Origin of the sequence: Collinsella acetigenes (assembly GCF_012844445.1) — a bacterium.
GTDB lineage: Bacteria > Actinomycetota > Coriobacteriia > Coriobacteriales > Coriobacteriaceae > Collinsella > Collinsella acetigenes.
This window is the reverse complement of the sequence record NZ_JABBCP010000001.1, coordinates 513,566-538,392: the sequence shown is the minus strand read 5'-3', so window position 1 is coordinate 538,392 and position 24,827 is coordinate 513,566. Positions and strand designations below refer to the sequence as shown.

At 60.4% G+C, this 24,827-nt stretch carries 24 protein-coding genes; 4 read left to right on the top strand and 20 right to left on the bottom strand.

Annotated features, from left to right (window positions below; translation table 11 throughout):
- Positions 1–35: 35 nt before the first annotated feature.
- A complete protein-coding gene (locus tag HF320_RS02335) occupies positions 36–2,486 on the top strand; it encodes a DEAD/DEAH box helicase (protein ID WP_169276879.1) in 2,451 nt (816 codons plus the stop codon).
- Between the two features lie 113 nt (positions 2,487–2,599).
- Here the strand turns inward: HF320_RS02335 and HF320_RS02330 are convergent, their stop codons facing one another.
- The 5 genes from HF320_RS02330 to HF320_RS02310 all read right to left on the bottom strand — a co-directional run bounded on the left by HF320_RS02330 (position 2,600) and on the right by HF320_RS02310 (position 8,605).
- Positions 2,600–3,883, bottom strand: coding sequence for a CapA family protein (locus HF320_RS02330; protein ID WP_169276878.1), 1,284 nt, complete (start codon positions 3,881–3,883; stop codon positions 2,600–2,602).
- A 199-nt stretch (positions 3,884–4,082) separates the two neighbouring features.
- Positions 4,083–4,967: a spermidine synthase gene (locus tag HF320_RS02325; RefSeq protein WP_169276877.1), complete on the bottom strand. Its 885-nt coding sequence runs from the start codon at positions 4,965–4,967 to the stop codon at positions 4,083–4,085.
- Between the two features lie 2 nt (positions 4,968–4,969).
- Positions 4,970–6,889: an elongator complex protein 3 gene (locus HF320_RS02320; RefSeq protein WP_169276876.1), complete on the bottom strand. Its 1,920-nt coding sequence runs from the start codon at positions 6,887–6,889 to the stop codon at positions 4,970–4,972.
- Between the two features lie 103 nt (positions 6,890–6,992).
- Positions 6,993–7,892, bottom strand: coding sequence for a DUF4097 family beta strand repeat-containing protein (locus HF320_RS02315; protein WP_169276875.1), 900 nt, complete (start codon positions 7,890–7,892; stop codon positions 6,993–6,995).
- Entirely contained in the window at positions 7,889–8,605 is a 717-nt protein-coding gene (locus HF320_RS02310; protein ID WP_169276874.1) for a helix-turn-helix domain-containing protein, read from the bottom strand. Before HF320_RS02310 ends, HF320_RS02315 begins: the two co-directional genes overlap by 4 nt.
- 267 nt (positions 8,606–8,872) lie before the next feature.
- On the opposite strand from HF320_RS02310, the gene HF320_RS02305 reads away from it, so the two are divergent.
- The 3 genes from HF320_RS02305 to HF320_RS02295 all read left to right on the top strand — a co-directional run bounded on the left by HF320_RS02305 (position 8,873) and on the right by HF320_RS02295 (position 14,057).
- Positions 8,873–9,718, top strand: coding sequence for a class I SAM-dependent methyltransferase (locus HF320_RS02305; protein ID WP_169276873.1), 846 nt, complete (start codon positions 8,873–8,875; stop codon positions 9,716–9,718).
- A gap of 525 nt (positions 9,719–10,243) precedes the next feature.
- Positions 10,244–11,080, top strand: a complete 837-nt coding sequence (gene trmB, locus HF320_RS02300; RefSeq protein WP_169276872.1) for a tRNA (guanine(46)-N(7))-methyltransferase TrmB — start codon at positions 10,244–10,246, stop codon at positions 11,078–11,080.
- 292 nt (positions 11,081–11,372) lie between these two features.
- Positions 11,373–14,057: a DEAD/DEAH box helicase gene (locus HF320_RS02295; RefSeq protein ID WP_169276871.1), complete on the top strand. Its 2,685-nt coding sequence runs from the start codon at positions 11,373–11,375 to the stop codon at positions 14,055–14,057.
- Positions 14,058–14,219: 162 nt separating this feature from the next.
- On the opposite strand, the gene HF320_RS02290 is transcribed toward HF320_RS02295, so the two are convergent.
- The 15 genes from HF320_RS02290 to HF320_RS02220 all read right to left on the bottom strand — a co-directional run bounded on the left by HF320_RS02290 (position 14,220) and on the right by HF320_RS02220 (position 24,826).
- Positions 14,220–15,317, bottom strand: a complete 1,098-nt coding sequence (locus tag HF320_RS02290) for a 1-propanol dehydrogenase PduQ (RefSeq protein ID WP_169276870.1) — start codon at positions 15,315–15,317, stop codon at positions 14,220–14,222.
- A 40-nt stretch (positions 15,318–15,357) separates the two neighbouring features.
- Complete coding sequence (locus HF320_RS02285; RefSeq protein WP_169276869.1) at positions 15,358–16,218, bottom strand: MerR family transcriptional regulator; 861 nt, start codon at positions 16,216–16,218, stop codon at positions 15,358–15,360.
- Positions 16,219–16,220: 2 nt separating this feature from the next.
- Positions 16,221–16,904 (bottom strand): DUF4125 family protein, encoded by a 684-nt coding sequence (locus HF320_RS02280; RefSeq protein ID WP_169276868.1) that lies wholly within the window; start codon positions 16,902–16,904, stop codon positions 16,221–16,223.
- Between the two features lie 10 nt (positions 16,905–16,914).
- Positions 16,915–17,847, bottom strand: coding sequence for a DUF4037 domain-containing protein (locus HF320_RS02275; RefSeq protein ID WP_169276867.1), 933 nt, complete (start codon positions 17,845–17,847; stop codon positions 16,915–16,917).
- 39 nt (positions 17,848–17,886) lie between these two features.
- A complete protein-coding gene (locus HF320_RS02270; RefSeq protein WP_169276866.1) occupies positions 17,887–19,524 on the bottom strand; it encodes an acetaldehyde dehydrogenase (acetylating) in 1,638 nt (545 codons plus the stop codon).
- A gap of 49 nt (positions 19,525–19,573) precedes the next feature.
- On the bottom strand, positions 19,574–19,861 hold the full coding sequence (locus HF320_RS02265) for a BMC domain-containing protein (protein WP_075844702.1): 288 nt from the start codon (positions 19,859–19,861) through the stop codon (positions 19,574–19,576).
- Between the two features lie 220 nt (positions 19,862–20,081).
- Entirely contained in the window at positions 20,082–20,369 is a 288-nt protein-coding gene (locus HF320_RS02260; RefSeq protein WP_075844702.1) for a BMC domain-containing protein, read from the bottom strand.
- Between the two features lie 382 nt (positions 20,370–20,751).
- Complete coding sequence (locus HF320_RS02255; RefSeq protein ID WP_075844449.1) at positions 20,752–21,039, bottom strand: BMC domain-containing protein; 288 nt, start codon at positions 21,037–21,039, stop codon at positions 20,752–20,754.
- Between the two features lie 27 nt (positions 21,040–21,066).
- A complete protein-coding gene (locus HF320_RS02250; protein ID WP_211158914.1) occupies positions 21,067–21,975 on the bottom strand; it encodes a phosphate propanoyltransferase in 909 nt (302 codons plus the stop codon).
- Positions 21,976–21,989: 14 nt separating this feature from the next.
- Positions 21,990–22,259: a EutN/CcmL family microcompartment protein gene (locus HF320_RS02245; RefSeq protein WP_040221112.1), complete on the bottom strand. Its 270-nt coding sequence runs from the start codon at positions 22,257–22,259 to the stop codon at positions 21,990–21,992.
- On the bottom strand, positions 22,246–22,551 hold the full coding sequence (locus HF320_RS02240; protein ID WP_075844452.1) for a BMC domain-containing protein: 306 nt from the start codon (positions 22,549–22,551) through the stop codon (positions 22,246–22,248). The genes HF320_RS02245 and HF320_RS02240 overlap by 14 nt, the downstream gene beginning before the upstream one ends.
- Complete coding sequence (gene eutJ / locus HF320_RS02235; RefSeq protein WP_169276865.1) at positions 22,544–23,392, bottom strand: ethanolamine utilization protein EutJ; 849 nt, start codon at positions 23,390–23,392, stop codon at positions 22,544–22,546. Before eutJ ends, HF320_RS02240 begins: the two co-directional genes overlap by 8 nt.
- On the bottom strand, positions 23,385–24,011 hold the full coding sequence (locus tag HF320_RS02230) for a hypothetical protein (RefSeq protein ID WP_169276864.1): 627 nt from the start codon (positions 24,009–24,011) through the stop codon (positions 23,385–23,387). Before HF320_RS02230 ends, eutJ begins: the two co-directional genes overlap by 8 nt.
- A gap of 27 nt (positions 24,012–24,038) precedes the next feature.
- Positions 24,039–24,488 (bottom strand): EutP/PduV family microcompartment system protein, encoded by a 450-nt coding sequence (locus tag HF320_RS02225; RefSeq protein ID WP_075844455.1) that lies wholly within the window; start codon positions 24,486–24,488, stop codon positions 24,039–24,041.
- Positions 24,488–24,826: a BMC domain-containing protein gene (locus tag HF320_RS02220; RefSeq protein WP_022387084.1), complete on the bottom strand. Its 339-nt coding sequence runs from the start codon at positions 24,824–24,826 to the stop codon at positions 24,488–24,490. Before HF320_RS02220 ends, HF320_RS02225 begins: the two co-directional genes overlap by 1 nt.
- Between the last annotated feature and the right edge of the window lies 1 nt (position 24,827).

The window sequence follows — 24,827 nt, the reverse complement described above, 5'->3', positions numbered from 1 at the left end:
AAGCAAACCCCACCACCGGAAAGGAGGGCTTGACCATGAATGCATTCGATCGCTTTGCGCCCTTTGTGCAGGATTTTATCTACGCAAACGGATGGGAGAGCCTCCGCTCCATCCAGGTGGCGGCGGCGGACGCTATCTTCAACACCAACGAAAACGTACTGCTCACCGCAAGCACCGCTTCGGGTAAAACCGAAGCGGCATTCTTCCCCATCTTGACGCTGTTTTCCGAAGACCCGCCGGCAAGCGTGGGCGCCTTGTACATCGGTCCGCTCAAGGCTCTTATCAACGACCAGTTCTATCGCCTAAACGACCTGTGCGACCAGGCCGATATCCCGGTATGGCACTGGCACGGAGACGTCGCCGCTTCGCACAAGCGCAAGCTGCTGCAAAACCCCTCCGGCATCCTGCAGATCACGCCCGAATCCCTCGAAGCATTGCTGCTGCATAAGCACTCTGCCATCTCGCGCCTCTTTGGCGACCTGCGATTCATCGTGATTGATGAGGTTCACTCCCTGCTGCGTGGCGATCGTGGTGGTCAGACACTCTGCCTCATCGAACGCCTCTCCGCCATGGCGGGCGTCAATCCGCGGCGTATCGGCCTTTCCGCCACGATGGGCGACCCCGAGCGCACGGGCGATTTCTTGGCTGCGGGCACCGGACGAGGCACCATCATCCCCCGCTTTGACGAGCCGCGCCGCACCTGGCGCCTCTCCATGGACCACTTTTACATCACAGGCCCACAGGCCACAGAGCGTCTTACCGTCTCGACAGACCCTCAACCCGCCGAGGTCATATCGGTCGAAACGCTGCCCGCAAGCGCCCCCTCGGTAGAAGATGTTCTTGCGCGTGCATACGAACCGGATGCCGAACCGCACGAACTTGCCGCTTCGACTGCCCGCCAGGAAACCACGGGACAGGAACCTCCACATGTACAGGGCACCGCTCGGGATACGCCGGAAAACAACGCCGCAGTCGTCTCCATTCCGCTCGCCGCTCAACAAGAACTCATGGCACCGAGCGATACCGCCCCGCAAGATGCCGACCCCGGTATCGGATACATCTTTGAGCATACGCGCGGGCGCAAGTGCCTGGTCTTTGTGAACTCACGCGAGGAAGCCGAAAGCGTGTGCACGCTTCTTCGCCAGTACTGCGAGGCCATGCACGAACCCGATCGATTCCTTATCCATCACGGCAACCTCTCGGCTTCATATCGTCAATCCGCCGAAGAAGCCATGCGCGACGAGGAGCTGGCGCTCACCACCGTCACCACCGCCACGCTTGAGCTGGGCATCGACATCGGCCGCCTGGAGCGCGCTTTCCAGATTGATGCGCCTTTTACCGTAAGTTCGTTCCTTCAGCGCATGGGTCGTACCGGCCGACGCGACCTCCCGCCCGAGATGCACTTCGTGATACGCGAGGAGCAGCCCGAACCGCGCTCGATGTTGCCCGAAACTATCCCCTGGAAGCTCCTACAGGGCATAGCGCTCGTACAACTCTACCTGGAAGAGCGCTGGGTCGAGCCCCCGCAACTCGATCGCCTTCCCTATAGCTTGCTCTATCACCAGATTATGGCCACGCTTGTCTCCTGCGGTGAACTCACGCCCGCAGAGCTCGCGGGTCGTGTGCTCACGCTCTCGTACTTCCATCGCGTGACCGCTGACGATCTGCGCTGTCTGCTCCATTACCTGCTGGAAACCGATCAGATCGAACAAACGGAACGCGGTGGCCTCATCGTGGGCATCACAGGCGAGCGCACTACTAATTCATTCAAGTTCTACGCTGTGTTCCAAGAAAACGAGGAGTACACGGTACGCTGCGAATCCTCCGAGCTCGGTACCATCGTCAACCCGCCGCCGCCAGGCGAGCGTATAGCCATTGCCGGTCATTGTTGGATTGTCGAAGAGGTGGACCACAAGCGCCGCCTGGTGTACTGCACGCAGGTCAAAGGCCGTGTTCCCGCCTATTTTGGCGATTGCCCCGGAGACATCAACACCCACGTGATCGAACGCATGCGCCGCGTTCTGCGCGAAACCAGCTCCTATCCATACCTTATGGGCAATGCCCGCGCACGCCTCTTGCAGGCACGTCATGTGGCACAGGCCGGAGGCGTCACCGAGCGTCCGCTCATCAACCTGGGCGGCGACACTTGGGCACTGTTCCCCTGGCTTGGAAGCTATGCATTCCTGGCACTCGAGCGCCTGCTTAAAATCAAATGCGCAAAAGAGCTAGGCCTCAAGGGCCTCGATCCCTCGCGCCCCTATTTTTTGCAGTTCCGCATGGACGCCGACGAGGAGACATTCTACGAGGTATGTGCCGAGGCCGCGCAGAGCGACTTTGACCCTATAGAACTTGTCTATCCCGGCGAGGTTCCGTACTTTAACAAGTACGACCAGTTCCTGCCCGAATCGCTCGTGCGCAAGGGCTTCGCCGAGGGCGTGCTGGATATCGAGGGTATGCGTCGTCGCGTAGCCTCCTGGGGAGCATAACGTCCTGTCAAGTGATGAGGGCGCGGCGTCGACCGTGCCCTCTCGACTGGCAAGACGCCAGCATCGATATGCACCCGAAGAGACCCGAACGAACCAAGCGTCTCACCCGAGCGTTAGAGCGTCCCCTTGAGGATTCCCTCGTTCGCGTCAAAGCCCTCGCCCAAAATCTGGCCCACAAGGTCATAGCAATACTGCAGGGTAAAGTCACCGCAACCGGGAGCATTACGAATCGCATTTTGCGAAGCAAGCTCCTCGGTGTAATCCGAGAGCCTGTAGACACTCATGGACGGATTAGGCGCACGATGCGTGACCAGAGGCGTAAGCGAATACTCGGTAACCTTGCAAGCATCGCCGGTCTTTTCCAGCGTGAGCTTGGCCATACCGCCCAGCATGCGCGGCTTTTCGATCTGGCCGGAAACAAAATTGCCCAAAGACCAGAACACGGGGACCTTCTTGCCGTCGGCACCGTCTCTCACATCGACGTTCTCGAGCACGTGGGGATGCGTGCCGATAATCGCATCGACACCGGCATCCAGGAAAATCTGGCCGTACTTAAGCTGGGTCTCGTCGGGAGTATAGACATACTCGGTACCCCAGTGAGGGAAAGCGATCACAAAGTCGGCGCCCGCCTCGCGTGCTCGCTTGACATCGCCGGGCAGGTCGCTCAGGTGCAGCTTCTTGACGCACCAAGGAGCGCTATCCGGCAGCGGAATGCCGTTTGTATGCTGGGTGTAGTTGAGCAGCGCGACTTTGATGCCGCCGCGCTCGATAATATGGATGGTGTCTGCCAGCTCCTTGCTATCCGCCACGCCGGGGACCACCATCTCGGGATGCTTATCGCGCCAATAGGAAAGATCCCATTTGATGCCTTCAAATCCCTGGTCAAGAGCATGGTTTGTGGCCGTAAGCGCTACGTCCACGCCCGCCTTCGCCTCGGCGTCGCCCAGTTCCTGGGGGCTATTAAAGTTAGGGAAATCTTCGAGGCCATGCTCGGTGCCGCCCAGAATCGTCTCCTGGTTGACGATTGCGATGTCATTATTCGCAAACTCATCGGTCAAGTTCGCAAAAAAGTGATCGTAATTGTACGTTCCATCGGATCGGCGCCCGCTGTTCCACACACTCGTATGGATGAGCATGTCGCCCACCATCATGAGGGTAATGCTCGTGGTCGACTGCATACCATCAAAAACCGTTGCAAGCTGAGGCTCAATGGCTCCCGCGGCAGAGGGGCTGGATGCGGAACCGGCGCCAAATGGAAGCGCACAGCCCGAAAGGGATGCGGCGCCCGCACAACCAAGAGTGCCCAAAAGACCTGCTATGAACGCGCGACGGGAAATGTCGCACGAAGAATGAAGTTCGACGTCATGCCGACGGAAGCGATCCTGCTCCTGCGCCACGATAACCCCCACAAAAAACGCGAGCACTTAACAGCAGTAGCATACCGTATCGCCTGGATTTAACTACCCCAAAAAGCAAGCGGCACCTAAGGGAACGTTGGCTTCGCCCAAGTCGCGGGCACCCCGAGCCTTCGAGCAACCAGAGCCGGAAGCACGGCAAACACGCCGGCGCCCCCGCGCTTCGGCACGCAAAGATTGCCTAATCGAACAGCGGCTCGCCAGGAAAGTCCTCGCCATACGCGATAGCGTCCGCAAAGGAGTAGTCCTCGTCTGAGGCGATAAGCAGGTAGTTATCCTCTTCGCCCAACTCCTCGTCGGTGGTTTGTATCACGCTGGCATGCGCAAAAACGCGCAGTGCGCTCGCTAGTGCATCGCGCAAAAACGAGATATCGGTACCGTGGTCGCGCGAGACGATATTGGCCATATACAGGCCGCCCGGGGTGAGATGTTCCCGCACCCGCTGAAGCGCCTGCACCGTCGCCACGCTGCGCACGGGATCTGCGCCGGCAAAAACGTCGCTGATCACAACGTCGTAAAGCACAGGCTGAGCGCCCTCCATAGAGATGCGCTCGAGATACACGCGCGCGTCCTCGGTACAAATGCCCAAGCGCGGACCTACCTCTTGCTCCAGGCGATCGAGGTAGAACCACCGACGTGCCATCTGAACGATAGCGGGATCGGCCTCGACCACATCCATCCAGACGTCGTCGCGAGCGACAAGCAACGCCTTGGGATATGAGAACCCGCCGCCGCCAAGCATGAGCACGCGACCGATACCATGGGCGTACCATGCCCTCATCTGCGCCAGGGCCTCAAACATCGTATCGAAGGCGCGAATGTACTCAAATACCGGCTCCGACCAGCGCTCTCCCAGATACGTAGCCGACTGAAAGACGCCTCCCTGGGCAAGCACGCGCACCTCGGAGCCGTCTTCGAGCTTGAGCACCTTGACACGGGCACGACCCGCGCGCGTGCGCACCAGTTGGATGCAACGCGCACCTGCAGCCAGCGCGCCTCCAAGTGCCGCCGCACCCAACGCCACGCCAACCGCCGTCGACACGCTCTTGTTTTGCAAGCTCCCCATAGCTACAGCTCCCGCGTTTGATAGAGGCCGTTATCGACAAATCCCTGAGTCCGATAATACTCCCGGGTTCCGATAGCCGAAATCACGTTGACGCGCGCATATCCCGCCTCGCGCGCCATCTCGCACGCCCGCTCGATCAGACGACGGCCCAACCCCATATGCTGAGCCCCGTTACCCGCAGCGTGCAGGTGCGCCACCTTACCATACACATGCACCTCGCGAATCATCGCTTCACCCAAATGCACGGGAAGTTCTGCAGAATGCTTACGCACATACTCCTGGCTGGGCAAGGAGAGTCGCAGGAATCCAGCGATGCGGTTTTCATCGTCGACCCATTGCAAGAAGCGCTCGCTTGTATTGGCAGTCTCGTAGGACACGACGTCGAGATGGAGCTCGTCGAGGGTCACCTCGCGCCCGGCAATCTCGCGATAGCGAATCTCTTCGACACGACGGGCCGCCACCTGGTCTTGACCCAGGCGCTGCTCGACAAGCTGACGAAGGTTGGGCTTCTTGTTGCCCACTTTAATATCCCCCGAAGAGAAGTCTCTGATCATACGGGAGATACGCGTGAATGCCGGTGTGGCCAAAACGTCGTCGGCGAGGACATCGAGCAGTTCGTCTTCCGTGTAGGGGCGCCACGAGCCGTCCTCGTACTTTGCGCAAAGGCGCGCGCCCTCGATGAGCGCGCAGGGATAGAGCTTGATCTCGTCGGGCTGGAACGCAGCTTCACTCACAAGGCGTACGTAATCGAGTTTATCCTGCTCGGGCGTGGCGCCCAAAAGATTTGCCATTGCATGTGCATGGATCTTAAAGCCAAAGATACGCAACAGGTCAAACGACTGGGCGATGCGCTCGGGCCTGATGCCGCGTTCGTTAAGGTCGAGAATGTGCTGGTTCAAGCTCTGTACGCCCATCTGGATCTTCGTGGCGCCCAGGCGGCGAATGAGCGTCAATGCTTGCGGCGTCACCGCGTCGGGACGTGTCTCGATCACAAGCCCCACCACGCGATGCGTGGCGGTCTCGTTGATACGCTGCTGGCACTCGAGCTCCTCGAGCGTGCCCACCTGGAACTCCGCCGCCCTTCCCCATGGGGAGTTTTTACCGTAGAGCTTCGCCACGCAGCGATTGTACGTGGCATCTGTATCGGACATGTCGTCGATGCGCTGCTGGTATGGCGCGACCTTTTGTTCGAGTGCCTCCGCATTCGTCGAGATGCCAAGCTCGCGATAGCGTGTGCGCCGGTCGAGAACCGCCTGCGGGACCTCGTGCGGATCGGTCTGCTCCAGCAATTCAGCCGCGCGTTCGCGCGTGGTCGCGCCCGGGTCTGCGAGCATGGGATTTGCCGCCACGCCCGCCACGGCGTTGTCGTTGAGGGCACGAAAAAGCTCGGTCACAAACCAGATTTGGTACTCGCGCGGATAGTCGCTCCAGGTGCCGCCGAGCACGATGAGCTCAATCTTATCGGTCGCATGTCCCATCTGCGTAAGCGCCGTTAGGCGGGCACTCACCTGCAGATACGGATCAAAACAGTTTTGCTCCGCACGGGCGCATGCAGGCTCGGCATGCAGGTAGCTCTTGGGCATGCGCAGATCGTTGGGACAAAAGAGGCAATCGCCCGAGCACGGCCACGGCTTGGTGATAACGGTGATGGTCGCCACGCCCGAAGCCGTGCGACGCGGCTTCATGCGCAAGACCTGCATCAGGCGCTGCTCGAGCCCGGGCGTGACGTTCCACGCGGACCAGCGCTCGCTGTCCTCGCGTTTGACGCGTTGGTAAAACGGCAGCAGGCGGCGCTTCGCAAGCATTCGTTTATCGGCACCCTCGCGGCGTGCCTCGGCATGTATCAGCTTGACGAGCACTTGATCGTCGACGGTCTCGCCGCGGCGCAGGCGCTCAAGTATGTTCAAAATAATCTGTTCCATACCCCCATTGTAAGGGCAAAGGCGCCGGAGCCGACCACGGCTCCGGCGCCTTCATCAAAGAGCATGCCTATACATCTATGTTTGCGGACTCAGCCCACCGTCGTCACTCCGGATCGAACGACATATCGCCCGAGCCGACCTCAAAACGATACGTAGCAGACTTATCGCCGTTGTCAAACTCATGATTCAAAATGGTCTCGCCATCGTAGCCAAGCGGAAGGAAATCGCTCTCGAAGTCACCGCCGCCCACGGTGAGGCTCGCCTTAAAGCCCGTAGAGTTCGGAACCGTTATCTCCACATCGCCCGAGTCCACGCTTACGTCCATCGACTTCGCGGGCGCCTGGTAGAGCTCGAACGTCACATCGCCCGAACCGACCTCGGCATTCAGGGTATCGGTCACGGTGCCCGTAAACTCAACGTCTCCCGAATCCAGCGTTACATCCAGATCATGGCACGCAATGTCCGCGACCGTCAGATCGCCCGACCCCACATTCGCCGTAATGCCCACCAGGTTATCCGCAACATCTCGCGGCAGCTCAATGGTGACCTTACGGTCAATGGCGCGCTCGTCATCGCAATCGAACTGGCGAATCTTGAGCGTAGAGCCCTTGATTTCGGCCAGATTCTGAGTGGCGGCATCGGAAGCAGACGCCCCCTTTGCAACGTGCCCGCTTTCGATGACACGCACCGGTCCGCCAGAGACACGTTTAACCTCGACTGTCCCCGACGTCACATCCAAGTCGAGCGATTGGAACGCGTCTTCGTCAAAAGTCGTGCTCGAAAGCTGCTGAGGCCGAGCGGAATAGTTACCGCTATCCAAAAGATCGTCCTCGTCAACCGCATCGTCCAGGCCAGACAAGCCGGATACAGCATCATCAAGATCCCACGGGCCATCAAAATGAATCAAAGTCCGCGAAATGCCAAAGACAAGCCCGATGATGAGCACAAACGCTCCGATGCCAACGCCCAAGCGTACCTTGGATTCATGCGAAAGCTTCATCATTCATCACCCTCTTTGACGACCGGCTCAGCGGTGGTCGCGGTAGCCACGTCAGCATCAATTGAAGCGGAAACATTCTGAGCCCTAGTTGTCACCGGTGCCAGACCAACCTGAATATCACCGCGCGTCCAATCGCCATCGAGCGCACGCGCCACCCAGTGATAAATGGGAATCGTAAAGAAGATCAGTGCGGCAAAGGGGCCGGCGCCAAACGGGAACATCAGCAAAAAGAACAACAGCCAGCACACGGCCCAATACGGAAACGACTGAAACGGACCTTTCACCGGAGTCGAGCCTGCCACGCCAGCGCCTGTCGCCTGCGCCGTCGCGGCGTTAGCCGCCTGCGCGCTCCAACTTGCAGCCTGCGCCGCCTTGGCAGCGGCATCACTCGCCTGCGTTGCCGCCTCGGTAGCGCGTGCCGCTGCCTCATGGGTACGGGCACGCTCTGCCGCCTCGGCCTCGCGCTGACGGGCACGGTCCTCGTTCTCAAACTCGATATCGTCCTCGATCTCGTCGCTCGGATTGAGCAGCTCGTCCAGGCTCACACCATAGAGCTTGGCGAGCGAAATCAGATTCTCGGTATCAGGGGAGCTCTCCGCGCGCTCCCATTTACTGACCGCCTGGCGCGAGAGGCCCAGCCTTCGCGCCAAACCCTCCTGGCTAAAGCCCTTACTGCGACGAAGATCGGCGAGCCGCTGTGCAGTTTCTACATTCATGGTTCCTCCTATGTGATGCCAGCCGTGCCGCCGGATCGTTTTTGTTCTTAAGGCGCCTTGCACAGTTAAAATCTATCCGCCACCGCCAAAAGCATGCCACCTATTCTAGTGAGATTTTTGACAACCGGCGGTTGCGGGTGCATGTGAGCTGGGAAAATGTGTCCATACAAAGCATTGACGCCCACTCGGTTGTTCCTGCCGCAACGTTAACGGTAGTATGGTCGTGCAGTTTATTCCGCGTGTCGCCAACGGAAGGAGCCTCGCACCGTGAACCGCGATTTTGCCTCATCGCTCATCCAGCTCAACAACACGTTCTATCGCGAGCACGCCGCTTCCTTCTCCGACACGCGCCGGGCTCCCTGGCCCGGTTGGGTTCGTACCATGGACATCGCACTCGAGCAGATTGACGCGGTCGGTGGCAAGCAACCGGTCCGCGCTTTCGATCTTGCCTGCGGCAATATGCGGTTCGAGCACTTCGCTCTCGGCCGCCTGAGCTCTTCGCCTTTCGCCGGCCGTCCTCTCGAGTTCTATGGTGTCGATTCATGCCAAGACCTCGCCACCGACGAAGGTGGATACGCTCGACGCATTCCCAACCTGCACTTCCAAGAAGTCGATGTGCTCGGAACGTTAATGAAGCTCAACCCCGCCGATATGCCCGACGTGGTCTTCGACGCCCCGCTCGCCGACATTTCTGTCTGCTTTGGTTTTATGCACCATGTGCCGTCGTGCGAGTACCGTGTACGCGTGCTCGACGCCCTGGTGCGTCAGACGCGTCCGGGCGGCATCATCGCCATCAGCTTTTGGGAGTTCATGAACGACGAGCGCATGGTGCGCAAGGCCGCCCGCGCCGAGGCGCGCGCCGAGCTCGCGCCTCCGTTCGAAGGATATGACCCCTCGCAGTTCGAGCCGGGCGATCACCTTATCGGCTGGCAAAACGACCATCGTGCCTATCGTTACTGCCACCACTTTGACGATCAACAAATTACCGACTTGGTAACAGGAGTGCGCGCATTGAGCACGAACGGTAACGCCCCCGTACGCGAGCTAGCACGCTTTCATGCCGACGGACATAGCGGCGAGCTCAATCGCTATGTAATCTTGCAAAGAGCCTGATGCCTTGGCGGCATCGGTCTAACAGCATTCGCGCATGGTCGCCATCTTCTGCAGACGCTCAAGATGGAGCAATTCCTTTTACCCGTTGGGGTCCCCGGATTCCCTAACAAGGCAGTCCGAAAAACGGTCGAGCTTGTCTTTTGAGAAGAGGGGCAAAATCCCCGCAGGCCCCTGCGGGCGCCGCTCCGTATCCTCAATTGTCTCGGTAAAAGATTCCCCTTTGCAGCCAAGAGCAACCACGCAGGCGTTATCGACCATCCACGGCCGCTCATTTGCCATCGAGAATGGATCGACGTACACGACTATCTCGAAGATGCCAACGCTTCAAGAGCGAAAAACGCGTCCTGAAATGCTTTGTCGCAATCCGATTGCAGCGACATTTTGCGGCAAGGGCCGCGCGCGGTGATTTTGTTTCTTCGTTTTCTTCCCCATGGCCTCGCCAAACGCCAGAACGTGACGGTACCCTTGTCTGGTAGAACAATATCCCTCGTGCGGACACGATTTGGACGCGCTTATTGGAGACCCATGGGAAGCTTGCACGTCAGAACCCCCAAGAACTTTGTGCTCGAGGAGCGCCTGGAGCGCTACGGCTCGGCAATCGAGACGAGCCCCGAAAGCTATATCGGTCATTGGCGCGAGGCCTGCGCCCCCGCCGGAAGCAAGCCCTTTGCCCGCCTTCATCTTGATCTTGGCTGCGGAAAGGGAACGTACCTGGCAGAACGTGCCAAAATCGAGCCCGATACGCTCTTTGTCGGTGCCGATCACGAACCCATCTGCATTGCCTATGCCGCGCAGCGCGTTGTTGAGGCGGGAATCGCAAACGCGGCCCTGGTGCCGCGCAAGGCGGGCTCGCTCGCACGCATTTTTGCCACCGGCGAGCTCGATGCCATCACGCTCAACTTCCCCACCCCGTGCCCCAAGGCACGCCATGCCAAGCAAAGGCTCGTCTACGTCGATGCACTCGCAAGCTTCCGGCCACTCCTCGCTGCAGACGGAACCGTCACGTTGCGCACCGACAGCAAGCCGCTGCGCGACTATGCCTTGGGCCAATTTGAAGCCGCGGGCTACCGGACGCTTTGGATCAGCGACGACGTGCGCGCAGAGCATCCCGAGCACCCCATGACCGAATACGAGCAGCGCACCCGAGATATGGGCGCGTACGTTTATGGCATCTGCGCCACCCCTGATGCTGTCCCAAGCAAAACCCAGCTCGAAGCAGGCCGCGCACAGGAGCAAAGCCTCGCTTGCTATCTGCCGCAAGACCTCGAAAGCCTCAATTACGTGCCCCTCGGCATGGAAGAGGCCGTCGAAAACTTCAAGAACCGCTTGCGCAAAGGCAAAAACCGCTTCCCGCAAGTCTAACGAAGCTCGGCTCGAATCAAAAAATACGGTTATAGGTAGGTTGAACTAAGGCGGCTAAGTAGCACCGGCTTGCAGCCTTTCTTTCCTGGGGTTTTATTCATGACTTAGCCCAGCTACTCGGCAAGTTCATAGCAACCTATCTATAACCGTATTTTTTGCGCAATCCTGCCAGATGTGCACCTTTCCAACACCCTCCCGCGCCAGCCGATAAGAACTTTTTCCACATTGGGGCCGAGCACCGCGTCTCTCGGCCATAATAGTTGACGGACAGATTCGAGAGAAAGCAGCTCGCATGGCTCAAAATGCAGCAAACAACAACCAAGACGCCGTGACCGTCACGGGCGCGGGCGCGGCCAGCTCATTCTCGGGCGGCACGGGAACCGAAGCCGAGTTCGGCTCGCTCGGTGCACTCTCCCCCTGCTGGTGGGAGCCAGAAGATGGCTCCGAGCCCGAACCCTGGCTCAAGGCAGACCAAGCCTTCGAGCGTTTTTTGGAGTGGACGAGCAGCCGGGGAATCGAGCTATGGGAGCACCAGGAAGAGGCCCTTATGGACCTTGCCGCGGGCAATCATGTCATCCTGGGCACGCCCACGGGATCGGGAAAATCGCTCGTGGCGCTTGGTATGCTCTTTATGGGCATGGCGCAGGGCAAACGCTCGTATTACACCGCACCCATCAAGGCGCTGGTGTCCGAGAAGTTCTTTGACCTGGTACAGGTGCTCGGCCGCGAAAACGTGGGCATGATCACCGGCGACACGCACATCAATACTTCGGCTCCGGTCATTTGCTGCACCGCTGAGATTCTTGCCAACGATGCCCTGCGCGAGGGCGAGGACACCGATGTCGGCTGCGTAGCCATGGACGAGTTCCACTTCTTTGCCGACCCCGACCGCGGATGGGCCTGGCAGGTGCCGCTGCTTACGCTGCCCCACACCCAGTTCATGTTGATGAGCGCCACCCTCGGTGATGTCTCGGCCATTGCCGCTTCCCTGCGCGAACACACCGACAGCGACGTCGACCTCGTGGTTGACGCGCCACGCCCCGTGCCGCTGTCCTACGATTACGTGAAAACGCCGCTCGAGGGAACCGTCGAGCTCGCCATGCGCAACAACGAGGCCCCGCTCTACATCGTGCACTTTAGTCAGGATGCGGCGCTCTCCACCGCGCAATCGCTTGCCAACTTTGGCATCGCTACCAAAGAACAGCGCGAACAGATCAAAGAGATGGCGCGCGGCACGCGCTTCACCACCGCCTTTGGCAAGATCCTCAAGCGCCTGCTGAGCTGCGGCGTGGGCGTGCACCATGCTGGCATGCTGCCGCGTTACCGCCTGCTTGTCGAGAAACTCGCACAGCAGGGTCTGCTGCCCGTTATCTGCGGCACCGACACACTGGGCGTGGGCATCAACGTTCCCATCCACACCGTGGTGCTCACCGCGCTCACCAAGTTTGACGGCTACAAGATGCGCCGTCTGCGCGCACGCGAGTTTCATCAGATTGCCGGCCGCGCCGGTCGCTCGGGCTTTGACACCGAGGGCATGGTTATTGCCGAGGCGCCCGAATACGAGATCGAGAACGCAAAACTCCTCCTCAAGGCAGGCGACGATCCCAAGAAGCTGCGCAAAATCAAAAAGAAAAAACCGCCCGAGGGTTTTGTGACCTGGAATGAGCAAACCTTCCAGCGACTCATCGAAACGCAGCCCGAGACACTCAAGCCGCGCCTGCGCATCACGCACTCCATGGTGCTCTCCATGGTCGAGCAAGGCGGCGACGCGCGCGCACGCGTCAGCGAACTTATCGCCAAGAGTCTGCAGACCGACGAGGAAAAACTCAAGCTCAACGTCCGCGCCGACGAGATTTTCGCCACGCTGATCGACTCCGGCGTCGTCGTGCGCACCGAGGTGCCGCCCGCGCCAGACGCACCGGCAGATGCGCTGCCCGAAGTGGATTACGCCCTCACGGTCGATCTGCCCGAAGACTTCGCCCTCGACCAGCCACTCTCACCATTCCTGCTCGCTGCACTCGAGCTGCTCGACCCGGAAAGCGATACCTACACCTTCGACCTCATCTCGATGGTCGAAGCCACGCTCGAGGATCCCAAGCAGGTGCTACGCGCCCAAGAGCGCGCGGCTCGCTCGCGCGCCATGGCAGAGATGAAAGCCGATGGCATCGATTTCGAAGAGCGCAAGGAGCGTCTGCAAGACGTCACCTACCCCAAGCCGCTCGAAGACCTGCTCGACACCGCCTTTGCCACCTATTGCGCCGAGGTACCCTGGGCAAACGACTACGAGCTCAGCCCCAAAAGCGTCCTGCGCGACATGCTAGAAGGCGCCAATGACTTTAAGGGCTATATCCAAAAGCTCAATATCGCGCGCTCGGAAGGCATCTTGCTACGCTATCTTGCCGAGGCATTCCGCTCGCTTGACCGCACGGTACCCGTGGCAAAGCGCAACGAGCAGCTCGAAGACATCATCTCTTGGCTGGGCTTTATGGTGCGCTCCGTCGACTCCAGTCTGGTAGACGAGTGGGAGGCCGCTGGCGACCCCGCGGCACTCGACATGGCGCCGCCCTCGGCAGCCGACCAGGTGGTTGCCGACCGCCGAGGCGTCACCCTGTTGGTGCGCAACGCCCTCATTCGCCGTGTGACGCTCGCCGCCCGAGAGCGCTACGACCAGCTAGGCGAGCTCGACTCCGACTTTGGCATGACCGCGACGCGTTGGGAGCGCGTGCTCGACGCATATCACGAGCAGCACGAGGAAATCCTCACCGACGCCGACGCCCGCTCCTCTGCGATGCTTTCCATCGACGAGGCAGACGAGCAGGCCGCACATGTCTGGCATGTCCACCAGATCTTTGCCGACGAAGACGACGACCATGACTTTGGCATCATGGCCGACCTTGACCTCGACGCCACTCAAGAGGAAGGCGAGGCCGTCTTCAAAAACTACCGCGTGGGCTTTATCGAAGACCTGCTGGACTAGCCCGACTGCCCCAATGTGACAGCAAAACGACAGGTTTATTCTGTCACATTTTCACATGGCATCCATACATGTGCAGGAGGGGTGAATATGTGACAGAATAAACCTGTCGACTTTTTGTCACATAGGGGGGTGCCATCCGGGAAGGGATGGCACCCCTTTTGTTTAGCGGCGGCCGCAGTAGGCGTCGCGGGCGATGTTGACCAAGTCCTGCTTGGATACGGCACGCGGATTGGACGGCGTGCAGCGGTCGTGCTGGGCCGCCTCGGCAATGCCGGAAAGCTCGGCTTCAAATGCCGCGGGCTCAAACTGCGGCAGGTCGGACAGGGCGTTCTCAACGCCCAGGCACTCGCGCAGCTCGATCACGCGAGCCAGCAGCTCATCGGCATCCGCCATGCCCAAATCATGAGCCAAACGGTCATACGGCTCGCGATACTTGGGCTCGCTCATATGAAACCGCATCACATAGGGCAGCAAGATGGCGTTCAAGCGGCCATGGGCCACATGGAAGCGTCCGCCCAGAGCATGTGCCAGCGAATGGTTAATGCCCAAGCCGGCGTTGGTGAAGGCGATACCCGCGGAGCAAGAGGCCTCGATCATGCGTGCACGGCTACGCATGGCAAGACCGTCGCGATAGACCACCGGCAGGTCCTCAAACACGATGGAGGCAGCCTTTACGGCGAGCGCATCGGTAAACGGCGTGGCGGCGTTAGAGACATAGGCCTCGATGGCGTGCGTCAGTACGTCAAGACCGGTATCGGCCGTGATCTTTGCCGGCACGGTCTTGGTGAAATCGGCCTCGAGCAGGGCGCCGTCGGGAGCCAGGAAATCGTCGATCAGCACAACCTTGTTCTCGCCGCGCGTGATGACGGCAAAGTTGGTAACTTCCGAGCCCGTACCTGCCGTGGTAGGAATGGCCAGGAAATACGGCTTGTCCATTCCATGCTCGTGGGCGAAGTACAAAATAGCCTTCGTAGCATCGATGCACGAACCGCCGCCAAAGGCGATGACCATATCCGGCTGAACGCGCTCCACCACAGCGACGCCTGCATCAACGAGCTCCTGGCTCGGATCGGGCTTGACGTCGGAATACGTCTGGTAGCGCGCGCCCGCGGGCAGGTGCTGAGCCATCTTGGCGACCATGCCCGAGGACTCCAAAAAGCCATCGGTGACAATCAACACGTTGCGATAGGTCAGGCCCTCAAGATGATTGATGGCCTGCGACCCAAAAAACAATTCGGTCGTGAGCTTAAAGCCCTGCATGAGAGCCCCTTTCGATTTTTACATGGGAGTCGTCGCGTCGTTACCGCTCAATGGGCAAAAGAACCTCGGCGACAAAAAGATCTTGATTGTAAGTGGTCCAGTAGTCGGTCACAAAGCGCTCGAACACGCCATCGGCCGGCTTGAAACCATTTGCGAGCGCATAATCGCGCACGCGTCGATGGGCCTCGCCGATATTCTCGAACGGACCCGTATGATACGTGGAGAGATACATGCCGCTTTTCACCGTCATGCGATTCTCCTCGGCAATGGGACGCAGCGCATGCTGCACGACCGTGACCTCGGAATGCTTCTGGGCATGGTCGGGTTCGCAGCACGCATCGAAGTTACTGTGATACAAGATCACAGGACCAGTGATCACGTTATCGTGCTCCTCGACAAACGAGGTGAAATCGAGGTTGATGATCGCATCGGCGTAGTTGCCCCAGAAGTGATACGGCATGGCCAAAAACTCCTGGCCGGAGAAGTACTTGAGGCTCACGTCCTTTGGCTTGACCGAAAGGACAAAATTGGCCTCGTCGATAAGCCCCATCCAATCCCGAATGGTATGGCGGCACTCCTCAAGACGGGTCATCTCGCGCGTGCATGCGTCGGCATGAGCACCAAGCATTTCCTTGATCTTGTCAAAGCTCTGCGTCTCAAACAATTCGGAGACCTCGTCGAGCGAGAAACCCATCATCTTGAGATAATTGATGATGGGAATGCGCAAAATCGTCTCGAGCGAGTAATAGCGGTATTTATTATCCCCTATGCAATCGGGCTGGAGAAGATTGAGCTTGTCGTAATGGCGCAGCGTACGAGACGTGATGCCGCACAGCTGGCTTGCCTCGCCAATACCCAAAAGCTGACCGTTGTGCAGCTCGTCATCGCTCACATGAGTCATCTTTACGCCTCCAGAACACGTTGAATGAGTACGGCATTCACATAGGTATCCAAAACGGGATTCACGTGGTCGCTCAGCTGGCGCCGCAACCCGTCACGCAAACACCTGAGTGTAGACAGCGAATAGCTTTGAATCTCACAGACATAATAACCAATCGAAGAGATGAGTTTTGGCTGCGTTATCGATCCCCTCACATGCTGCGCCGTCGCGGGAAGCTCGCACCGTGCGATATCGAGCATGCTTCGCAGTGTGCCCTCGATCTCGTCGAGCACGCAGCGCTTAACCGGCGAAGGAGCCTCCAGACGCCCCGACCAATCGCGCGCAAACGCCACGGGATCGGTCGCCTCCATCATGCGTGCGTACTTCTCGCGAATCACGTTGCGGCCCGCCGCATCGGCAGCCACCACGTCATCGCGTACAGCCATGATGGACTCGCGAGGAAAACTCAGGTACTGGGCAACGCGATGGACAAAGAACCCCACCGCGTCGTCTTGGCAGGCGGCGCGTCCACTCATACCCTGAACGGTGTCGAAATGTACCCATTCAAGCTGCACGAGCTCCCGCAACGCAGAGATTTCCGCATGAGCAAGGCCCTTGTCTTCGAGCAACTTCTCGACCGCCGGCATATTGAAAAACGCCGACATGCCTTGTCGAAGCGCGGAGCATGACGTCCTGCAATCTCCCAATGCCAACCCCCTATCGGTATCCGCCTGCCGCAAGCGGACAGGCAGCAAGATACGGATCTCTCAACGAACCCTGAATGTCCAAGGCAACATCGAGCAAAAAGTCACTGGCGCACGATGTCCAGCCCGCCAAACGAGCAGATGCACCAACCGTCTGGCAAAGCGCCTCGACGTCATCTTGATCCACCTGCTCCACCGGCGCCGCGGCGATAGAGCGCACGGCATCGAGCACCGGCGCAGGCGCGCACGCACGCTCGGCAAGCGAACGATACGCCCACTTGTAGTACGGCATGTACGTATGGGCGAGCAGATGAAACGCCGCCATGGTGCTCGTCAAAAACTCACTGCGCGCCGCCTGGGCAGCGACGGCATCTTTGCGCTTAAGGCAGCGCGGAAGGTTGTACTGGCCCGCTTGCGCCATGGATGCGCAGTGGGCGGCGAACTTCTTGCGCATAACCTCGTCTGGATAAAATCCCTGGTACACCACGCGCAAAGCGGAGAACTCGCCACTCGGATCAGCGAAAACCTCGCCGGAGGTAACCTGAGCGAGAAGCTGCTCGGGAATGGCGAGCCACTCCTTTGCGCACTGTGGTGCACGAGAAAGACCGGTGTAGAGACGATAGAACGCCTGCATCTCAAAGACGCCCACGCGCTTGCCCGCCATCTGCGTCTGCTGGCGCGTGAAACCTTTAAAACTTACAGGCAAAAGGTCGTAGCGGCGCTGAAGCTCCGACCCCCACTCCTCATACACATCGGTAGAAAGCCACACGCAGAAGCCGGGACCAAAGTCGTGGTCGCGCGAAATCTTGTCGTCGAAGCCCAAGCATTCCGACCCCTCTCCAACGAGACCCAGCGCGGCGCGGTAACGAACGTCGCTCGGTAGCCCTTCGAATAGGGTTGGCGCATAGAGCTCGCAATACGAACGAGAAAGCTCAAGACCTGTCACAACTTCACCCCGCTTCCGCGCGTTTGGCTACAAGAAAAACTAGATGCCCTTGAAGGCATTCGTGAGCTCGTGAATCATCTTCTGGAGCTCGTCGGCGTCGATGACGTCGTTGGGCTTGGCGCCTGCAAGGGCGTCGGGAGATACGTCGGTGCAGTTGCAGCCCACCGAGTAGCTGATGCCCGAGACCGGATGGGGCTTCGAGTCGCAGCAGCCCGTGCTGGACGCGGCATCACAGCAACCGGCACTGGAAGCTGCAGCCTCGGTATGATGCGCCGCCAGGTCGGGATGCCACTTGGCAAACAGCTCGTCGTGAGCCACAACCTCGTCGGGCTCGATCAGGCCATTGACCACGCGCTTCACGTTGATGAGATGCTGCGGGCCCACGTTCTCGGAAACGGAGCTGCCGCCCCAGGTGCCGCAGCCCAGCGTGAGCGCGACGTCAAGACCGGTGATGACGCCCGTACCGCCCTGGGATCCGCCAGTGTTCACTAGAATGCGAGAAGCCGGCTTGACGGAGAACTTGCGCACCATGTCCTTATCGGTGGTGTGGATGCTCATGGTGTGGCCGATGCCATTTTGCAGCAGCTCGATGGAGAGCTCGCAGGCCTCTTCCCAGTTGGAGACGGTATAGAAGCCCAAAACAGTGGTGAGCTTCTCGTAGGACAACGGCCAGGCATCGCCCACGCCGTGCTGCTCGCCAATAAGCACGCGAGTGCCCTCGGGGATCGTGATACCAGCCGCCTGCGCGATCGACTGCGGGCTGTGGCCCACGAACTTGGGGCTCATGGAGTGACCGTTGCGGAAAAGCAGAGCGCAAACCTTCTTGCACTCCTCCTCGGTCATGAAGTAGCCACCCTGAGCGCGGAACTCGGCCATCACGGCATCGCGGTTGCAGGTCTCGCAGATGATGCTCTGCTCGGAAGCGCAGATCGTGCCGTAGTCAAACGTCTTGGAGGCAAGGATGCGACGGACGGCGTCGTGCACGTTGGCGCTGCGCTCGATATAGGCAGGCGAGTTGCCAGCGCCCACACCCAGTGCGGGCTTGCCGGAGCTGTAGGCAGCCTTGACCATGCCGGGGCCGCCGGTAGCGATGATCATGGCAACCTCGGGAGCATGCATGAGCTCGTTGGTGGCAGCCATGGAAGAAAGCGTGATGCCCTGGATCACGTTCTCGGGGGCACCCGCCTCGACAGCCGCCTGGTTCATGAGCTGGATGGCCATGCCCGTGCACTTGGCGGCAGCGGGATGCGGCGAAAAGACGATAGCGTTACGCGCCTTGAGGGCGATCATCGCCTTGTAGATGACCGTAGAGGTGGGGTTGGTGGAGGGAACGATGCCCATCAGCAGGCCAACCGGCTCGGCGATGGAGATGACCTGGTTCTTCTCGTCGGCGTCGATAACGCCGATGGTCTTCTTGTCGCGGATCTCCTCATAGAGCAAGGCGCTGGCGATATGGTTCTTGTACACCTTGTCGCAAACCTTGCCAAAGCCCGTCTCCTCGACAGCCATGCTAGCGAGCACCTGGGCGTTTTCCTCGGCAACCTTCACCATGTTACGGAGGATGCGGTCGATCTGCTCCTCGTCGTAATGAGCAAGCTGGTTCGCAGCGATCTTACCCTTGCGGGCGAGGTCGCGAACCGCCTGGATGCTCTGAAGATCGAAATCGTAGTCCTGCATGAGACTCCTTTCGAATCAATCGGATAGAACAGCTCGTGCGGGTGCGCGATTACGCGGCGCCGCCGGGCAGGATGGACTCGACGGAGCCGTCGGGGCGCGGGATGACGTGCACGGAGATGAGCTCGCCCACGCGCTGGGCGGCGGCCGCGCCCGCGTCGGTTGCCGCCTTGACGGCGCCCACGTCGCCGCGGACGAAGACGGTCACGAGGCCGCCGCCGACGCGCTCCTTGCCGACGAGGGTGACGTTTGCGGCCTTGACCATGGCGTCGGCGGCCTCGACGGAGCCGATCAGTCCACGGGTCTCGATCATGCCGAGGGCCTGGGTAGCGTTAGACATGGTTCCTCCTTAAAGGTGCGGGCGTGTGCCCGCATGTAGTGTTGCAAAAGCCGTAAATAGCCGGCATGCCCGCCCAGACGCTTATGGTGGCAGGCGCGCAGGCATTCACAGCAAGGGAACGTGACAACAAGTGGCACAAAGAGTGCCAGGCATCCCGATCGGGGCCGCAGACACGCTTGGGCGGCCCCGTTCGGATAGCTAGCCTTTTGCGGACGTGCGATTATGCGGCGCCGCCGGGCAGGATGGACTCGACGGAGCCGTCGGGGCGCGGGATGACGTGCACGGAGATGAGCTCGCCCACGCGCTGGGCGGCGGCCGCGCCCGCGTCGGTTGCCGCCTTGACGGCGCCCACGTCGCCGCGGACGAAGACGGTCACGAGGCCGCCGCCGACGCGCTCCTTGCCGACGAGGGTGACGTTTGCGGCCTTGACCATGGCGTCGGCGGCCTCGACGGAGCCGATCAGTCCACGGGTCTCGATCATGCCGAGGGCCTGGGTAGCGTTAGACATTCTTGTTACCTCCTGAGTAGTTTCCTTGGGTGCAGGCGTGCCTGCAGGTTTGGTAGCGGGTGCTTCCTTTGCGGAAAGCTCGACCTTGAGCGGCGCGGGATGCTCTTCGGCCTCGCGCTGCGCCTTGGTCTCGTTCTCGTTGAGCGCAGGTGCCGCAGGTTCCGATTTGGGCTTTGCGGCCGCTTTCTTTGCAGCAGGCGTCTTTGTCGCCGCGGGCTTTGCGGAGGTCTCCTTCTGAGCAGCCGCCGGCGCAGATGTGGGCTCCTTCTTTGCGGCGGGAGCCTTTGCGGGAGCTTCGGTCACCTCAGGAGCTGCCTTCTTGGCGTTCTCCTGAAGCCTCTTGCTCCCGCCGGTACCGGATCCACGCGTTGCCATGGCTTACTTAGGCCTTGGCACCGGGCAGGATGGACTCGACGGAGCCGTCGGGGCGCGGGATGACGTGCACGGAGATGAGCTCGCCCACGCGCTGGGCGGCGGCCGCGCCCGCGTCGGTTGCCGCCTTGACGGCGCCCACGTCGCCGCGGACGAAGACGGTCACGAGGCCGCCGCCGATCTCCTCTTTACCCACGAGGGTGACGTTTGCGGCCTTGACCATGGCGTCGGCGGCCTCGACGGAGCCGATCAGTCCACGGGTCTCGATCATGCCGAGGGCCTGGGTAGTGTTTGCCATTTTTGTTACCTCCTATTTCGCAGAGATCTACTTGATGATCTCTACAACAGAACCGTTTTTAATACCGAAGGCATTTGCCTCTTCGGTGTCGATATGACAATCGAGGGCGCTCGTGTTGTTGGCACGCACGACCACGTTGTCAAGACGTCCGCCGCGCTCGCCGCCAAAAGCGATCGACACGACCTGGCCGTCATGAAGCCCGCGCTTGGCAGCCTCGTCGCACGTCATATGAATATGGCGCGCAGCAACGATGACGCCTTGGGGCAGGGCAACGGTGCCATGGGGACCGGCGAGCGTGATGCCCGGCGTGCCCTCAAGCTTGCCGCTCATGCGCACGCAAGCAGGAACGCCCAGCTTGAACGTATCGCCGCGCAGCACCTCAACCTGAGTGGACGGACGCACGGGACCAAGCACGCGCACGCGCTCGATAACACCCTTGGGGCCCACGAGCGTCACCGTCTCTTTGGCGGCAAATTGTCCGGGCTGGGAGAGCTCTTTGATGGGAGTGAGCTCGTAGCCGGCTCCAAACAGAGCCTCAAGGTCCTCCTGGGACAGATGGACATGACGACCGGACACGCCAACGTTCACCGTCAACGGGGCGGCATGCCCAAGAAGATCCTCAACCTGCTGTTCGCTCCAAATGCCGGTGTCCAGAGCGCCGCGAATAAGACGCTCGATCTCATCGGCACTCATAGCGGCCTCGTGCTCCTCGTGATGCTCGGGCTTGCGGGCAACAGGCGCCTCGTGATGCTCGGGTGCAGGCTCAGCCGTCTTGTGCTGCGTCGCCGCGGGCGCGGCACCAAAGACCAGCTCGACGCCCAACTCGGCAGCTTCGTCTTTGGCCTGCGGGGTCACGATGGTGTTGTCATCGATCGCCAGCACGCCGCCATGCTCTGCCGCCGCCCTCACGTCGGCCGCACTGATCAGTCGTTTCATCTCTTCCTCCTTTCCTACAGACTCACGTCTTCGTCGATAATTCCTACAATGGCCGCATCCACGGGTGCGTTCTTACCAAAGGTCTCGCGCATGAAGTGGTAGGCAGCCGAACCCGTAGCCACAAGCACGCGGTCTCCGGTACCCGCGCTGATGGTGTCGACGCACACCAGGCGACGTCCGGATTCCGGGCCGTCGATGACCTCGACGCGCATCAACTTCATGCCGTCGAGCTCCTCGTACTTACGGGTCGCCCAAATGGAATCGATGAGCTTACAGATGAGCATTGGCGCCGTCCCCTCCTTCCTTGATGCGTTCCAAGCACTCCATGACCTCCGCCGTGTCTCCGGCGATGGCCAGAAGAATCATGTTTTGCGGGCAGCTCCCGCGAATATCCGTGACCTCGACGCCCGCCGTCTTCTCGGCGATGTCGCTCGCAACAACCATGTCGATGAGCTTTCCCTGCACAAGGCCCACGGCCGCCGGCAGGAACTCCTCGTTCCAACGATTGCCCGAGCGCTGGCGCAAGATCGCCATCGTGCCGGGAGCAGGCGCCTTGATGACCTTGATATCAAGCATCGAGGTCACCTGCGGCAGCGGCCTGGCATCCCAAGGCAATGCCCAGCGGCGTCACGAACATGGGGTGGTTGGGCTTGTGCACCGGGATACCCAGCGCCTTCTCAACCGGAGCCTCGATGCCCGTGAGCTCGGCCGTGCCGCCCACCAGGACAATCTCCGGTACGTCATAGCCATCGATGGCGCGGGCGATAATGCTTGCCACCTTGTCGATCGTGGGCTTGACGACGGGGAAAATCTCACGGTGATGGGCAGGGTCACGCTTGTAGAGCTCGGCTTCGTCAAAGCTCATGCCGCGAGCACCGGCCAGCACAAGGGAGAAGTGCGTTCCGCCCGTAGACTCGTCGATGCACTCCACCACGTGGCCGTTCTGGATGACGGAGATACCGGTGGTGCCACCGCCGATATCCACCACGGCGCCATCGCGCGCACCGATGAGCAGATTTGCGGCCGTGGGCTCGTCAAAGACGGCAACCACGTCGAGCCCCGCTCCCTCGGCGACGTTTTTGACCACGCCGCCGTCGAGGCCCTCGGTTCCCGGAGGAAGGGCCACGGCACAGGGCTCAAGCTCGCGCCCGAGCTGTTGCTCGAGCTCTTCCTTGAGCTCGCGCGCGATATCGACTGCACCCATGTAGTCGACGACCATGCCGTCCTTGACCACGCTGGCAAAGCGATACGCGCAGGCCACAGGCTCACCCGCGGCGTCAACCACAGCGAGCACGATAAATGCGGTGCCCACGTCGAGACCGCAGTACAAGGGCTCGTCGGCACTTACCGGGCGCGGGCTGCCCACACGGTCGAGCAGATCTTGAAGGCGAGCGTTGGCAGCCTCAAAATCAACCATGGCGCGCCTCCCCTGCAACCTTTTCCAAACACGTAGCCAGGCATGCACGGCAGCGAGTCACGCTCTGCGCCCACGCGTCTACGCTGGCATGGTCCTCAGCCGTCATCTCGCCCGCAGCCTGCGCCCAAAAGCGCTGCGTGCGCGCGAGCTCGGCTTCGAGCAGCGCCATCTCGTAATAGAGCGGGTGCACTGCCGCGGAAAGCGGCGGGAGCACGGGCACTGCCGAAGCCTCGTCTGCGGCTTCGCATTCGGAAAGGAGACCGCCCAGGTCGGTGCGGTTTTGCCACAGGGTTCCCAACGTGTCGCACACATGGGCGATATCGTTCTCGATTCCCAGGGCGTTGCGTCCCAGCATGCGCAGCCGGGCGCCCAAAACGGCGATATCGTCGTAAAACGATGCCAGGGCATCCTCGGCGCGGGCCGCAGCGGCGGCAGGATCGTGCGCAGAGGTGTCTGCATTGCCGCAAGCAGCCCCGTAGCCCTCGTTAAAGTCGATGTGAAAATCGATGAGGAACTGACGGGCGCTCGGGGTGAGCTTGGCGTCCTCGGGCAGCGTATAGCTGGAAAAATGTTCCCGGTTGTACGCGCCGCGCAGCTCGTTTTCGGTTACATAGAACATAGGTGTCTCCTCCTTTCTGGTTATCGGTCACTCGTTGGGTGCGACGTTTCGCACCCAGTCCAATAATTCGTTCACGCCCTCGCCGGTTGTTGTCGAAAGGCAAAGTGCCATATCGACGCCGGCATCCACGAGCCTGGCCAGCCCCTGCTCGCGTTCCTCTTCGCTCAGCAGGTCGCACTTGGTAAGCACGCCCAAGCAGGGCTCGTTGAACGCACGGGCAAAACCGCTCGAGTAAAGCGTCTCGCCGCTCGCCCCGTCGATCAAAAGGAGCACCCCAGAAGCCTGGTTTTGCGACAACATGATCACGATGCTGTGCATCCAGTGGTTCTCGATATAGCTCCCCGGAACCTCGAAGCTGCGCGAACGATACAAGCAATCTTCCCGATGCTGATGGTCGGAGGGCTCCCCCTCCACCAGATCGGAGATCGTCGACTTTCCCGATCCGGGCAAGCCGATGATCATAAGGCGATCTCCCATCACGACCTCGTGACCTCGTGGGCACGAAATCCCAGGCCGTCATGAAGAACGCGAACGACCTCCTGCATCGACGTCTCGACGCTTTGCACGTCGCCCAAGACCACCACAGCACCGGTAAAGCGATCGAGAAACCCGATGCTCACCGGAGCCGCCTTCGCGGCGATATCGGCCGCGATAATGGAGGTCTCCTCCGGCGACAGCGTGAGGATGCCGATAGATTGGCCATGCGGCACGCCGATGCGGTCGTAGATATCCGGCGCGGGAGACGCGATGACGTGCGCCAACACGACTTCCTTACCGTCGACCGACTCTTGGATGATGCGCTGAAGATGCTCCATG

What these genes read in the sequence shown, in the direction of transcription:
- HF320_RS02335 (WP_169276879.1), top strand. Translation starts at nt 36, where the DNA reads ATGAATGCATTCGATCGCTTTGCGCCCTTTGTGCAGGATTTTATCTAC.
- HF320_RS02325 (WP_169276877.1), bottom strand. Translation starts at nt 4,967, where the DNA reads ATGGGGAGCTTGCAAAACAAGAGCGTGTCGACGGCGGTTGGCGTGGCG.
- HF320_RS02320 (WP_169276876.1), bottom strand. Translation starts at nt 6,889, where the DNA reads ATGGAACAGATTATTTTGAACATACTTGAGCGCCTGCGCCGCGGCGAG.
- HF320_RS02315 (WP_169276875.1), bottom strand. Translation starts at nt 7,892, where the DNA reads ATGATGAAGCTTTCGCATGAATCCAAGGTACGCTTGGGCGTTGGCATC.
- HF320_RS02310 (WP_169276874.1), bottom strand. Translation starts at nt 8,605, where the DNA reads ATGAATGTAGAAACTGCACAGCGGCTCGCCGATCTTCGTCGCAGTAAG.
- trmB (WP_169276872.1), top strand. Translation starts at nt 10,244, where the DNA reads ATGGGAAGCTTGCACGTCAGAACCCCCAAGAACTTTGTGCTCGAGGAG.
- HF320_RS02295 (WP_169276871.1), top strand. Translation starts at nt 11,373, where the DNA reads ATGGCTCAAAATGCAGCAAACAACAACCAAGACGCCGTGACCGTCACG.
- HF320_RS02290 (WP_169276870.1), bottom strand. Translation starts at nt 15,317, where the DNA reads ATGCAGGGCTTTAAGCTCACGACCGAATTGTTTTTTGGGTCGCAGGCC.
- HF320_RS02285 (WP_169276869.1), bottom strand. Translation starts at nt 16,218, where the DNA reads ATGACTCATGTGAGCGATGACGAGCTGCACAACGGTCAGCTTTTGGGT.
- HF320_RS02270 (WP_169276866.1), bottom strand. Translation starts at nt 19,524, where the DNA reads ATGCAGGACTACGATTTCGATCTTCAGAGCATCCAGGCGGTTCGCGAC.
- HF320_RS02265 (WP_075844702.1), bottom strand. Translation starts at nt 19,861, where the DNA reads ATGTCTAACGCTACCCAGGCCCTCGGCATGATCGAGACCCGTGGACTG.
- HF320_RS02260 (WP_075844702.1), bottom strand. Translation starts at nt 20,369, where the DNA reads ATGTCTAACGCTACCCAGGCCCTCGGCATGATCGAGACCCGTGGACTG.
- HF320_RS02255 (WP_075844449.1), bottom strand. Translation starts at nt 21,039, where the DNA reads ATGGCAAACACTACCCAGGCCCTCGGCATGATCGAGACCCGTGGACTG.
- HF320_RS02250 (WP_211158914.1), bottom strand. Translation starts at nt 21,975, where the DNA reads ATGAAACGACTGATCAGTGCGGCCGACGTGAGGGCGGCGGCAGAGCAT.
- HF320_RS02245 (WP_040221112.1), bottom strand. Translation starts at nt 22,259, where the DNA reads ATGCTCATCTGTAAGCTCATCGATTCCATTTGGGCGACCCGTAAGTAC.
- HF320_RS02240 (WP_075844452.1), bottom strand. Translation starts at nt 22,551, where the DNA reads ATGCTTGATATCAAGGTCATCAAGGCGCCTGCTCCCGGCACGATGGCG.
- eutJ (WP_169276865.1), bottom strand. Translation starts at nt 23,392, where the DNA reads ATGGTTGATTTTGAGGCTGCCAACGCTCGCCTTCAAGATCTGCTCGAC.
- HF320_RS02230 (WP_169276864.1), bottom strand. Translation starts at nt 24,011, where the DNA reads ATGTTCTATGTAACCGAAAACGAGCTGCGCGGCGCGTACAACCGGGAA.
- HF320_RS02225 (WP_075844455.1), bottom strand. Translation starts at nt 24,488, where the DNA reads ATGGGAGATCGCCTTATGATCATCGGCTTGCCCGGATCGGGAAAGTCG.
- HF320_RS02220 (WP_022387084.1), bottom strand. Translation starts at nt 24,826, where the DNA reads ATGGAGCATCTTCAGCGCATCATCCAAGAGTCGGTCGACGGTAAGGAA.